The 12,310-nt window shown below is 57.1% G+C and carries 7 protein-coding genes; 5 read left to right on the top strand and 2 right to left on the bottom strand.

The window, feature by feature from the left end; all coding sequences use genetic code 11:
* Positions 1-217, top strand: a 217-nt coding sequence (locus tag ACNKID_RS06060) for a hypothetical protein (RefSeq protein ID WP_417912537.1), incomplete at its 5' end; no start/stop codon positions are given.
* A gap of 10 nt (positions 218-227) precedes the next feature.
* Here the strand turns inward: ACNKID_RS06060 and ACNKID_RS06055 are convergent.
* Both ACNKID_RS06055 and ACNKID_RS06050 read right to left on the bottom strand, forming a co-directional pair.
* Complete coding sequence (locus ACNKID_RS06055; protein ID WP_417912536.1) at positions 228-5,696, bottom strand: alpha-2-macroglobulin family protein; 5,469 nt, start codon at positions 5,694-5,696, stop codon at positions 228-230.
* Positions 5,697-5,849: 153 nt separating this feature from the next.
* The gene (locus ACNKID_RS06050) at positions 5,850-7,823 is read right to left on the bottom strand and encodes a tetratricopeptide repeat protein (protein ID WP_417912535.1); all 1,974 of its coding nucleotides are present in this window, start codon (positions 7,821-7,823) and stop codon (positions 5,850-5,852) included.
* 338 nt (positions 7,824-8,161) lie between these two features.
* Between ACNKID_RS06050 and ACNKID_RS06045 the strand changes: the two genes are divergently transcribed.
* The 4 genes from ACNKID_RS06045 to ACNKID_RS06030 form a co-directional block, all read left to right on the top strand.
* The gene (locus ACNKID_RS06045) at positions 8,162-8,443 is read left to right on the top strand and encodes a hypothetical protein (protein ID WP_417912534.1); all 282 of its coding nucleotides are present in this window, start codon (positions 8,162-8,164) and stop codon (positions 8,441-8,443) included.
* A 696-nt stretch (positions 8,444-9,139) separates the two neighbouring features.
* Positions 9,140-9,745, top strand: coding sequence for a recombination-associated protein RdgC (rdgC, locus tag ACNKID_RS06040; protein ID WP_417912533.1), 606 nt, complete (start codon positions 9,140-9,142; stop codon positions 9,743-9,745).
* A 15-nt stretch (positions 9,746-9,760) separates the two neighbouring features.
* The gene (locus ACNKID_RS06035; RefSeq protein ID WP_417912532.1) at positions 9,761-10,312 is read left to right on the top strand and encodes a hypothetical protein; all 552 of its coding nucleotides are present in this window, start codon (positions 9,761-9,763) and stop codon (positions 10,310-10,312) included.
* Positions 10,313-10,357: 45 nt separating this feature from the next.
* The coding region (locus ACNKID_RS06030; RefSeq protein WP_417912531.1) for a cation:proton antiporter at positions 10,358-12,310 on the top strand (1,953 nt) is incomplete at its 3' end.

Raw genomic sequence — 12,310 nt, 5'->3', positions numbered from 1 at the left:
CAAAAAAGGAATAGCAACGGTCAGAGCCAAAGCAGTAAAGACAGACTGGCTCGACTTATCCAAGAGGTTTATTATTTCGGAAACGGGTGCTGTTCAGATCTGCATAAACAACGGACTCAGGCCATTGCCCGGAATTGAACCAGCAGATCACAACTTGGGTTGTTTGAAGCGCATTTTCCAAATCTGGCAGCCTCAGGAGGGCGGCAGCACCTCCTGAGGCTGTTGGTCTATTGCTCCTTCACCACTGTCACCGCGCCTGCCTTGTTTCGTGCCCGGTATTCAGGCCGATACATAGCCTCGACTTCAGTCGGCGGCAGGGCGTAGCTGCCCGGCGTGACCGCCCGGACCAGATATGCGAAACGGAAGGGCCGCAGAGTGCTGTTGCCGGTCATCGTCGGCAGAGACTGCGTGCTGAACGCGGCGATGAAGCGGTCGTCCCGCGCGTCGGTGTAGCTGGCCACGCTCAGTTCCGGCAGCCAGGCGAAGGACGATGCGACATCCGTGCCGCTGACTATGGCCTTCTCAATTTCAAAGCCCGCAGGCAGCAGGTCGATCAGCAGGGACTGCGCATCCAATCCGGCATCCGCCTCACCTTCCACAGTCACCACCGCCAGTGCGCTTTGCGGCACTTTGTCCAATGCCAGCGGCTGGCCAGAAGTGTCATGCCATGTCCGCCGTGCCGTGAAGCCATTCCGCACAGGCGCAGGTTCGTTGACCGGTGCTCCCTGCACGGTTGTCACCAGCCAGACAGCGACCTGCCCTTTGTTGCGCAGCGTCACCGGACTGGTCAGCAGGGACTCGCCGCTGCGGCTGAGGGAGAATAAGGATTTCTTCTCCGTCTCCTTTTTTGCCTCTTCTTTCGGCTTGTCCATGTTGAGAGCAGAGAAGAAGCGGCCCAGCAGCGAGGGGCTGCTTTTTTCCTCCGGCTTCGGCACCTCTGGTTTAGGCAGATCGCTTCCTGTCACTTCCAGATCGAGCGGCTGGCCTTTGTCCAAGGTCAGCGCGGCCATGATCAGCGCGGCCTGCTCTTGGGTGGAGAAATACTTCCTCTTGTTCAGCTGGACAGTCAGCTCTTGCCAAGCCGGGGCCGGATCGAGTTCTTTCAGGCCGCTCTCGCCGATGACGCTGATGATGGCAGCCAAGTCGCGCAGCCGCGAGCCGTAGCTCCACCACGAGGCGGCCTCGGTGTCCGCCGCCCGCAAGGCGGTCTTCAACCCGTTGAATGCCCGCTCCTGATCACCGAGCAAAGCCAATGTGCCAGCCAATTGCGCCTGCGCCAGCGGCGAGCCGATGCTGGCAAACTTGGTGTCGTAGAGATAGCGGGCATCCTCGTGCCGGGCTTGGCCAGCACGCGCCAGCACCCAGTGCGCATAGGCAATGGCCTCAAGATGCACATCTTCTCTTCCAGTCTGCTTCACCTCGCTGGTCAGCCAGTCCAGCCCTTTTTTGTAAAAATAATCGGGCACGTCAAAGCCTTTTTCTTTGGCTCGGCCCAAGAAATCCATCGCATAGGCCGAAAGCCACGGCTCCTCGCTGCTCTCATCCGACCAAAGGCCGAAGCTCCCTTCACCGAGCTGCTTTTGCAGAATCAGCTCAATCGCACTCTGCACCCGGCCTCGCAGCTTGCTGTCCGCCGGATAATCAAAGCGGGCGGCCAGCTCGTTGGCATAAAGCAGCGGCATGGCCCGGCTGGTCAATTGTTCCAAGCAGCCGTGCGGGTAGCGGTCCAGCTCGCCGAGCAGCCCGGCCACATCCACGTTAGGCATTGACGACACGCTGACAGCCACTTTGGCAGTCGCCGGATAAAGACCATTGAGTGTGTCCTTGCTCAACGTGACTGCCGCGCCAGGATCGAGCTTGCTGTACGTCCGAGTCAGCGTGGGCAGATATTTGCCGCGCACGTTGAGGTCGAATTCGCCCTTGTAGCTGTAGCCTTCCGGCCCGGTCACGCTCAGATGCAGCTTGCCATTGCCGATGCCGGAAGCTGTTACTGGGAAGCTGAGGCTTTGCCGCTTCTTGGGTTGCAGCTCGACTGCGGCTGTGCTGTCCTGCTCCAGCCGCACCGTGCCTTCCGCTGTCCATGCGGCCTGATACTGGCCCGCCGGGCCGTCAATGTTCTCAATCAGCAGCTGAATATTCGACTGATCGCCGTCCGCCAAATAGCGCGGCAACGAGGGCGAAACCACCACCGGATCGTTGACCTGCATGGCTTTGCTGGCCGCTCCGCTTTTCTCCTTTGACCAAGCCACCGCCATCAGCCGCAGCCTGCCGTTGAAATCGGGAATGTCCAGCGGCACTGTGGCGATTCCGTCCGGCCCAGCCTTGACTACGCCGGAGAAGAGCGAAACCACCTTCACATTCGCCTGCGGTGCGCCGCGCAGGCCGTCCTCACCCGCGCCTTCGCGCAGCACAAGCGGCTTGCTCTCCGGCGGAATGATGAGCTGGCCGTACATGTCGCGGACATCCATGCCAAGCTGCGGTTTGGCGAAGAACCAAGCGATCGGGTCAGGCGAGACGAAATTGGTCAGCTGCAGCACACCCTCATCCACAGCGGCCAAGGTCAGACGGATTTCGCTGCCCGCTTCCGCGCCTTTGACGCTGACCGGCACTTGCGCAACTTGGCGGGGCCGGGTCTGCTCCGGCGCGTTGACCGCCACCTCAAGCCGCCTGTCCGCCGGATCAACTGGCAGCCAAACTAATCCGACTGCGCGATCTGCGCCTTTCTTCGCCTCTTTGCCGGGGCGATACACTGTGACCAAGGCATAGACACCCGCGCCCCATCCACCCTCCACCGGAATATCAATCGTCTGCTCTTTGCCGCTCAGGGCGAAATTGCGCACTCCGTTCACGGCAGTGTTGGCCAGCACCAAGCTGGCTTGGCCGGGATAGGGCGCGGTGACAGTCAGCTTGGCGGTCTCGCCGATCTTGTAGCCGGAGCGGTCCAGCACCACTTTGACTGAATCCGGGGTCTCGCTCTCACCGACAAGCTGATCGCCTGCGGTGAAGCGCAGGGTGGTGAGCAGCACTTTGTCCTTGTTCAGCAGCTCCAAACGGTACTGACCCCAGCCTGCTGGAACAGCGAACGGCTGCGGCCCGGCCTTGTCCCAAGCGAGCTGGCCGCGCTGCTCCTCCTTGTCGCGGACGATCCGCTCGTAGGCCCAGTCGCCCTCCTTGCGGAACCACTGATAATCAATTTCCTCGCGTACCAAATGCCATTCGGCTTGGCCTTTCTCCTGCGGCTGGCCGTTGCCGTCCAAGGCGATGACCTCGAATTTGGCCTCGCTTGACTCAGGAATGCGCAGGTCGTTGAAGCCGGGCTTGAGACCGAAATATTCCTTCAGATGCCGCACCGGCAAGCTGGAAGTCGCATTGACCGCCCTGCCGTCAATGTCGAGCACATCCACGCTGACCACCGCCTTGAGCGGCTGGAGCGTGGCGTTCTGCTGCCCTTCGAGGATTAGCGGCAGCAGGCCGCGCCCCTTTTCGTCAGTGACGATCTCCTCCAGCTCGATCTCCGCCAGACCCGGCTCGACCTTGTCTTTGCCAAAATAGTAAGCGGTGTAGTCAGCGAAAGGATGAGGCTCGTATTCCAGCTTCATCTTCGCTTTGACCGCCAGTTCTGAACCAGGCGAGCCGTAGAAATAATCCGCCTGCACCGCCACATCAGCTTTGTTCTGCTCGTCCACCACGCCGTTAGGCTCCAAGCGCACTTCCAAACGCGGCGGCTTGAAGGATTTCACCTGAAAGCTGGTCTGTCCGACAGGGTCGTCCTCCACGTCGGTATAAAGCGCAGCAGTCCATTCGCCGGAGCGGGCTGAGTTGGCCAAGCTGATCGTGTCTGTGTACCCGCCGTTCTCATCCGGCTTAAGCTGCCGCTCAATCAGCACCTTGCCGTCCGGGGCGCTGATGTGCAACGTCATAGGCGGAGCAGCCGCCGAACGGGCCAGCCGGTCGCGGACTATGGCCGCCAGATGCACGGTCTCGCCGGGCCGGTAAATGCCTCGTTCAGTATAGACATAAGCATCCAGCGGGCCGGGCGCGGTTCTGCCGCTCACGCCCCGGTCGCTGAGATCAAAAGGAGCCTGTTCAAGCTGAAGAAAGGTGAAGCCATGCTTGGCATTCATGGACATAAGATGAAACGCGGCCTGCCCGCCCTTGCCTTGCAGCAGGCCGTGGGCAAAGCGCACCAAGCCCTGCTCGTCGGTGGTGAGCGTGGCCAAAGGGCTGTTGTTGCGGGCGTACAGGCCGATCTCCAGCCCGGCGATAGGCAAGGCGGTGTCCAAGCTGCGGGCGGCCACAGTCAGGCCGTCGCTGCCCTGATAGGTGCTGAGGCCGATGTCCGAGACCACAACCCACTGGCTGGCCCGGCCTTCCCAGCGGGATTCGTAGTCTTCCTCGTCATCAGCTGGATTTTCCGGATTGATCCGCTCGGCAACCAGCACATAAAGGCCTGGGGCGACAGCCAGCACGTCCTGTGGCAGGACAACCGCGCTGGTCATAACTTTGTCCTGCTCCGGGGTGATTTCCGTGCTGCCCTGCCAGACCCGCTCGCCCTCGCTCTCTTCGATGGATTCGAGTTCGTACTCATCTAATTTTTTGCGGAATTTCTCTTGGACAAAACTGCCGAGGATGTTGCGCTCATGAATGCGGAAGAGCTTGAGCCTGACCTTGTCCACGTTGACGCTGTTCAGGCCGATGCCCCGGTTGCTGCGGTCAGCAAGGACGTAATCGTTCTGGTTGAACCAGAGGGCAGGCTCGCGGTGCGTTGTCTCAATGGTCAGCGTTACTGTTTCCGGCAGCGTCCGTTCGTTCACCTTCATGCCGCTGCGGACGGTCACTGTGTAAGAGGAGCCATACTCCGCCCCACCGATGCAGAGCTTGCTTTCCTCAACGGAAAAGTCCGCTGCCATGGTCGGCTCGACCTGAATGTAGTCGCCGTAGTGGAATGAGTCTGGACTGGGCAGTTCCTCATTGAAGCTGAGGCAGAGCTTAGGCCGACTGCTGTCTGTGTCCGCCTCCGTCTTCTGAATTTTCAGCATTTTTTCTTCCAACTGCTTCCGCCGCAGTTCAGCCAGTTTTGCCTCCTGAGCAGCCTTTTCCGCCGCCCGCTGCCGGGAGTGCTCCTCGGCTTGCTTCTTTGTCTCGGCAGTCAGGGCTTCTTCCTGCTGTTTGCGCAGACGATCCGCTCCTTCGCTGTTGCCCAGCTTGGCCAGCAGCTCATAGACGTTGATGGCTGCCGGAGTCCAATTGTTGTAGGTTGTGGTGCGCTTCTCTAGCGCCTTGCCGGTCAGGGCAAGGGATTCTTTCTGCGCGGCTGGCGCATCGCCTGCGGCAAGATAAGCGATCCAGCCGCTCTGGCTGGCCGCCTCCCAGTTGCCTGCGCAGGATGCAGCCTTGGCCGATGACAGCCAGAAATCTGCATCAGGCTTGCCGCCTGAAATCGCGGCGGCATTTTTGCACAGCGCGGCGGCAACAGTGCAGTCTTCCTGCTTGTTCGTTGCTGTCATGATGCTTGCGGCCTTCATCAGAATCTCAGCCTGTTCAAGCTGCGGCGGGACAGCAGCCGAAGAAGTGTATCCGGCGGCAAATTTTTGCGCTTCCTGCTCCAGATGCTGCAAGGTGTATTCGTCGGCAGCAGCCAGCGAGGAAAAAAGACCGAGCAACAGCAGCACGGCGGAAAAAACAGCGGCTTTCATGGTTCCTCCATAAACGGAAGGGAAAGAGATGGGAACTGCTTGCAGAAATTATACCGGGCCTTCAGCCTGTTGAAAACAGAAAGATTTGCCAAAAAAAGAGGCGGCAGCCAGCGGCAGCCGCCTTGGTGTTTTTGCAAACTGCAACAAACAGACTTACTGCTTGCTCTCTGCGCTCCCTTCAACCGCCACGCGCAGGTTGTTTATAGCCAGCTCGTAATTAGGATCAAACTCCAAGGCTTTGCGGCAAGCCTCCTGAGCTTTTGTCCATTCAGCCATTGCATTGTATGCACTGCATATATTGTTGTATGCTATGGCATTGTCCGGCTCTAATTGAAGAGCTTTCTCGCAGACTGAAATACAGCGTTTGTATTCTCCAGCTTTATAATAACTCAAGCTGAGACTGATGTAATCTTCCATCCTCGGATTTTTATCCAGTTCTCGTTCATAACTAACCAGCTCCTCTGTCATTTTTGTGGCAGTACGCTGTATGTCCTGCTGAACAGCATGAAATCCGCCATAATTTGGACTTACCTGCATTCCGCGCTTGATCAGTTCAGCCGCTTCTTGATGTCTTGATTTTTTATTCAGGAATACTGCGTAGTAATAATAGGCACTTGGATTCATCGGATGGTTTGCGAGCGCAGTCTTGAAATGCTGTTCAGCCTCTTCAGGCTGCCCCATGACATTCTTCAGTATCGCCATATTTATATGCACATAAGACCAATTAGGTGACATTTCGAGTGCTTTGTTGTAATGAATCAGCGCTTGATCATATTTCCCTTTTTCCATCAAAGCAAGACCGTAGTTCAGCTGAACTCTTGCGTTGTTTGGCGATTTAACTGCTGCGTCGCCCCAGAGTGACTCTGCCGACCCCCAGACGATATTTCTCTGATAGGTGCCGAAAGCATGAAGCCCGATGATCGCCATAAACATGGCCACAGCAGGGATTGCAATTCTACCTGTTGGATTGCAATTTCTGACTACCATGATTTTCAAGGCGAAAAACCAGCCCAAAGCCATAACCAGCCCTATGTACGGAAAGAATGTGCGATGGTCATTGGCAATTTGACCAAATGGAATAAAACTTGATGTTGGAGCCAAGGCGAAAAAGAACCAGATGATGCCGAAAGAGATTGGTCTGGTTTCCTGTTTTCGAGATGCGCAGATGGCAGCGACGGCCAAGGACAGCAGCAGGAGCAGGCTCAGCAGAGTTTTTGTCTCCCACATGCTGCTGACAAGAGTGAAATCTTTGTCAACACTCAGGCGGACGGGAAGAATGAAATTGCCGATATAATGCGCGATGACCTGCCACTGCGTCATAAAATACTGCAATGAGCGGGACGCTCCGTCGCCGCCCGACGGCAGCGGATTGCCCTGCTTGAACATCGCCCGCTCCAGATAAAAAATGAAGACTGCGACAATGAGAACCGGAGCTGATTTTTTTATGAAACTCAAAGTGCTGCCAAAATTCTTCCTGATCAGCAGCGGCCCCCACAGAGGCATTTTCTCCTCGAAAAGGAGGATGTAGGCAGCCAGCAGGGGTGCGAAAATAAAGCCTGTCGCTTTTGTTCCCAAGCCAAGAAGGAACGTGAGATAATGCAGATGGAGCTGTCTTGACTGTTGATCAAAATATAAAATAAATGACGTGACAATCATCAAGGTTGAGAAGGAATCTGAACGCATGATGATATAGTTGATTGTTTCCGCGTTTGCGGCATGCTGCATGAAAAATACAGTTGCGAAGAGCGCGAACCAATCGTTCCAGCGATCTTCAAGAGAAAGGTCGAATATTTTTTTGTAAAAAAGATACAGCAAAACCCATAGAACTAAATAGCTGACAAAAATAGAAATGTGGAATACTCTTGGTTTCAGTCCGCTGCCGATCCAGTAATCAATCGCGTTCAGCGTTACTAAAATCGGGTTATAGGTCCGATTGTCTGGGTTTGTTCCATAGGTTTCAATTTCTGTAAAAAAATTAAAAATATTTGATATGCTCCTGATATGAGTATTGTTGACTATAGTGTGATAGTCATCAAATTGAAAGTTGTTGTCAAAATGATTTGCATAGCTGAGAAGCAGCAGTGATAAAAAAAACAGTGCCGCAGCGGGAAAAAAGGACTTCTTCATTTTCTTATTCATTCAGCTGTGTTGTTGGTATTATAGCATCTCTCGCCAGCTGCATCGGCCAGCTGTCTGCTAAGCTATACGGGGTATAAAAAATAACATAAACAAAGAGGTGTCTAGAAATTTCAGCAATTTTTTGAAATCTCTCTCAAACCTGAAACACTATAGTATCGAATGATAATTGCTGGGGCAAGGGCAAAGCGAGAGTCAGAAATTTATAATGGGAGAGAGAAGCCGTCCCCTGCCGTTGCGCGGCCCCGCCTTCAGCCGGTATAATGAAAAGAACGGCAACAGCCTGCGCTTGGCAGGCTCAAATTCATTCGGCGCAGGAGGCTGGAATCATGAGTGGATTGATATGGTTTCTTTTTATTGTCATGCTGGCCACGCTGGCGCTGTCGTTCGTCTGGTTCATCTGGAAGCTGCGCAATTTCAATAATTCGCAGAACCAGACCTATATTGACGACAAGCTCATGCAGGCCATGCTCACGGATGAGGCACTGTCGAAAAAAGTCAAAAACGCCTTGGTCAAGCAGGCGGGCGGCAGAGCGGCGGCAGCAGAGGAAGAGCCGGAGGACGGAGTCTCAGACCATTCAACTTTGCACCCGCCTGCACCGCGCAGCTGAACCCAGATTGCCCAATGCGCCCGCAACAGCGACCGCCGCGCAAAACAGCTGACCGCAGGCGGCATTCTTTTTCTCCCTTGCGGCTGTCCGCGCTGCTGCGGCAGGGTTCTGCCGGATTTTCCACGCATCGGACGGCTCATATCACGCTTCATTTGCCATGTCTCACGCTTCATCTGCCTCAACTCACGCTTCATTTTCCTTATATGAAGCTTTATCCGTCTCATGTCACGCTTCATCCGCCTCATAGGAAGCTTAATCTGTCTCATATGAAGCTTCACTCGTCTCAACTCACGCTTCATTTGCCTCAGATGAAGCTTCATCCGTCTCAACTCACGCTTCATCCGTCTTGTTTCAAGCGTGAAACGGCGCGTCTCCAGCCTGCTCCGGGGCATTTTCCGCCCGCCGTCCCTCATCTTTGGCGAGGAGCGGAGCGGTATGCGGCCGGAGCGTCATAAACACGACCCCGCGCTGTCATTCCGGCCGCAGAGAGGAAGCTCCTCAGGATCATGGGAGTTTCCGCCGCGCTCGGAAGGACAGGCGGCAGAATCATTCTGTGCTGCTCCAGCTATATCACGGCCTTGAAAAAAGGGCAAGCAAGGCATCTTCCCTGTTGCCTCCTGCCCGGCTTTGTTATAAGGTGCGGAACGGACTTGCCCCATGCGGGCGCGGCAGCATTCTTTCACAAGGACAAAGCACATGGGTTTATTAGCAGGCACAGCCTCCTTCACCCGCTTCAAGGTGGAGGGCGAGCTTCCCAGCAACGTCTGGGATTTCATCGCCGAGCAGATAGAGAAGCGCAGCTTCAAGGATATTGACGACACCCTCGACGAGTTCTCGGTCGGCTGGGTCTCGGTCGGCGACATGTTCGACTCCAAGTTCGCCTATGGCTCCTATGCCGCAGGCGATTACGTGGCCCTCTCCATGCGCGTGGACGAGCGCAAGGTGCCCGGCGCGGTGCTGAAGAAGTTCGCGGCCAAAGAGGAGGCCAGAATCAAAGAGGAAAAGGAGCTGCGCCGCTTGGGCCGCACGCTGCGCCTGGAGATCAAAGAGCGGATCAAGGCCGAGCTGATGCGCAAGTCGCCGCCCGTGCCTGCGGTTTACGATCTCTGCTGGAACGTGCCGCAGGGCACCGTGCTCTTCTTCTCCAATGGCCGCAAGCCGCTGGCCTTGCTGGAGGAGCTGTTCAAGGAGAGCTTCGGCCTGTCCTTGGTGATGCAGGTGCCGTGGAACAGCGCCTTGCAGCTTGTGGACGAGAAGACCGCCGCCAAGCTCGAAACCCTTCAGCCCGCCTCCCTCATCTGATTTGGAGAACACGACATGGATTTGCTTGATGCGATAGAAGAGAAACGCTTCCTTGGCCAGGAGTTCCTGATTTGGCTCTGGTGCGCCTCCGAGGAACGCGGCGGCAGCGTGGCTGTGCCGGGCCGGGGCGATGTGCCGGTAGTCTTTGAGAAGCACATGCTGCTGGAGTGCGGCGAAGGCGCGGAGTGCGAGAAGCTCGTCTGCCGGGGGCAGATGACCGAGCTGAAAGAGGCCCGCGCTGGTCTGGCCCTCGGCAAACGGCCTGAGCAGGCCCGGCTGAAGATCGGCAGCGAGGAGCAGGAATACAGCTTCACCCTCACCGCCGCCACGCTGGAGTTTCGCAGCATGAAGCTGCCTGCCACAGCCGGAGAGGACGGCGGCGGCGATGACCGCGCCGGACTTGAAGCGCAGATACTGGAGCGCATGGCCCTGATTGAAGAAGGCATAGAGTTAGTCAACGCCTTGTTCCGCCGCTTCCTCACGCTGCGCACCTCTGATGACTGGCCCAAGGAGCTGGCCAAGCTGCGGAAATGGATCAGCCACGGCGCAGAGCTGGCTGCGGCGTAAGCAGCTTTCCGGCTGTTTTCTTTTGAGCCACTGAGTTCTCTGCATATGGGCATAGCCGCAGATATCGTCATCCTCGTGGTTGCCGCGCTGGTTGGCGCATTGATTGCCCAGCGGCTGCGGCAGCCGCTCATTCTTGGCTACATCGCCGCCGGAATCGTTGTCGGGCCGAACACCGGCGGCGTGACCGTCGGCGACATCCACGAGATTGAGCTGCTGGCGGAAATCGGCGTGGCCCTCCTTCTCTTCGCCTTGGGACTGGAGTTCTCCCTCAGCGAGCTGAAGCCGGTGCGTCGGATAGCTCTGTTCGGCACACCGGTGCAGCTTATCCTCACCATCATCTTTGGCGTGCTGCTGGGCCGCTGGCTGGGCTGGTCGCTGATCAGCTCCATCTGGCTGGGTGCGCTGATTTCGCTCTCCAGCACGATGGTGACATTGAAGACGCTGATGAGCCGGGGACTGCTGGGCACGCTCTCCAGCCGGGTGATGATCGGGATGCTGATCGTGCAGGATTTGGCCGTGGTGCCGATGATGATCATCCTGCCCAAACTGAGCAGCCCGGAGAGCGGCTTGCCGCTGCTTCTCCTTGCTGCGGTCAAGTCCGCCGCCTTCCTCGCGTTGATGTGGTATCTGGGCCGGAAGCTGCTGCCGTGGCTCTTGGCCCATGTCGCCCAATGGAATTCGCGGGAGCTGTTCATCCTCACCATCACTGCCATCGGCCTTGGCATCGGCTACGCCACATGGAAGGCGGGCCTGTCCTTCGCCTTCGGGGCCTTTGTCGCAGGCATGGTTTTGAGCGAATCAGACTTCGGCCACCAAGCCTTGAGCGACATCATCCCTCTGCGCGACATCTTTGGCCTGCTCTTTTTCACCTCAGTCGGGATGCTGCTTGATCCAGCCTTTCTTCTTGCCAACTGGCAGGAGATTCTTGCGCTGGTCGCGGCGGTTTCTCTCTGCAAGGGGCTGATCTTTTTCCTGCTTGCCCGGCATTTTGGCTACCGTAACATTGTGCCGCTGGCGGTTGGTCTCGGCCTGTTCCAGATCGGCGAATTCGCCTTTGTCTTGGCGCGGGAAGGGCTGGCCAGCAAGGCGATCACGCAGGACATGTATTCGCTGCTCCTTGCCATGTCGGTTCTGAGCATGGTGCTGACCCCGCTGGCCGCTGCCGTGACTGCGCCGCTGTATCAGGTGCGGAAGCGGTTTTTCCGGCACGAGCCGGTGCAGACCGAGAACCTTCCGGCGACCGGGCTGAAAGAGCATGTCGTCATCGCCGGCGGCGGGCGGGTTGGCCAGCATGTCGCCCAAGTGCTGACGCAGATCGGCATCCCCTTTGTTCTGATTGAGCTGAGTCATCAGCGGATGCTCGAATGCAAGGCCGAAGGCTATCCGGTCATCTACGGCGACATGAGCCAGCCGGTGGTGCTGAAAGCCTCGCGCTTGAAGCGGGCGCGGCTCCTGCTGATCACCACGCCTTCGGTCATCACCTCGCAGTTTCTGATCAAACAGGCGCATCAGCTCCGGCCTGATCTGCACATCATCGCCCGCGCCAACGGCATTGAACAGGCGCAGGCCTTGTATGCCAGAGGCGTGTACATGGCTGTGCTGCCGGAGATGGAGGCTGGCTTGGAAATCGCCCGGCAGGCCCTGCTCCACTTGGAAATTCCAGTGACTGCCATTCAGCAGTACACCGATGCTGTCCGGCAGGAGCTGTACGCCCCGCTGCATCAGGAGGACGGCAGCCGCCAGCTCTTGGCCATGCTTGGCGGGGTCAAGAATCTATTGGAAATCTCTTGGTTCGAGATACCGCTCGGCAGCTCGCTGCTTGGCAAAAGCATTGCCGAGGCGGCAGTCCGCAGCAGAACCGGCGCGTCCATAGTCGGCATCATTCACGAGGGAGCCTTTCAGTCTAATCCGCAGATCAGCTATGTCTTTCAAGCTGGAGACTTAGTTGCTGTGGTCGGCAGCTTGCAGGAGCGCAACGCCTTTGAGCAGATGACTCAA

Origin of the sequence: Candidatus Electronema sp. TJ (assembly GCF_048287355.1) — a bacterium.
In the GTDB taxonomy this organism is placed as follows: Bacteria; Desulfobacterota; Desulfobulbia; order Desulfobulbales; family Desulfobulbaceae; genus Electronema.
Note: the sequence above shows the minus strand (reverse complement) of the source record. Positions and strands in the feature narration are given on the sequence as shown.

Bases quoted from the DNA above. Each gene is read 5' to 3' on its own strand.
- ACNKID_RS06055 (WP_417912536.1), bottom strand. From the start codon at position 5,696: ATGAAAGCCGCTGTTTTTTCCGCCGTGCTGCTGTTGCTCGGTCTTTTT.
- ACNKID_RS06050 (WP_417912535.1), bottom strand. From the start codon at position 7,823: ATGAAGAAGTCCTTTTTTCCCGCTGCGGCACTGTTTTTTTTATCACTG.
- ACNKID_RS06045 (WP_417912534.1), top strand. From the start codon at position 8,162: ATGAGTGGATTGATATGGTTTCTTTTTATTGTCATGCTGGCCACGCTG.
- rdgC (WP_417912533.1), top strand. From the start codon at position 9,140: ATGGGTTTATTAGCAGGCACAGCCTCCTTCACCCGCTTCAAGGTGGAG.
- ACNKID_RS06035 (WP_417912532.1), top strand. From the start codon at position 9,761: ATGGATTTGCTTGATGCGATAGAAGAGAAACGCTTCCTTGGCCAGGAG.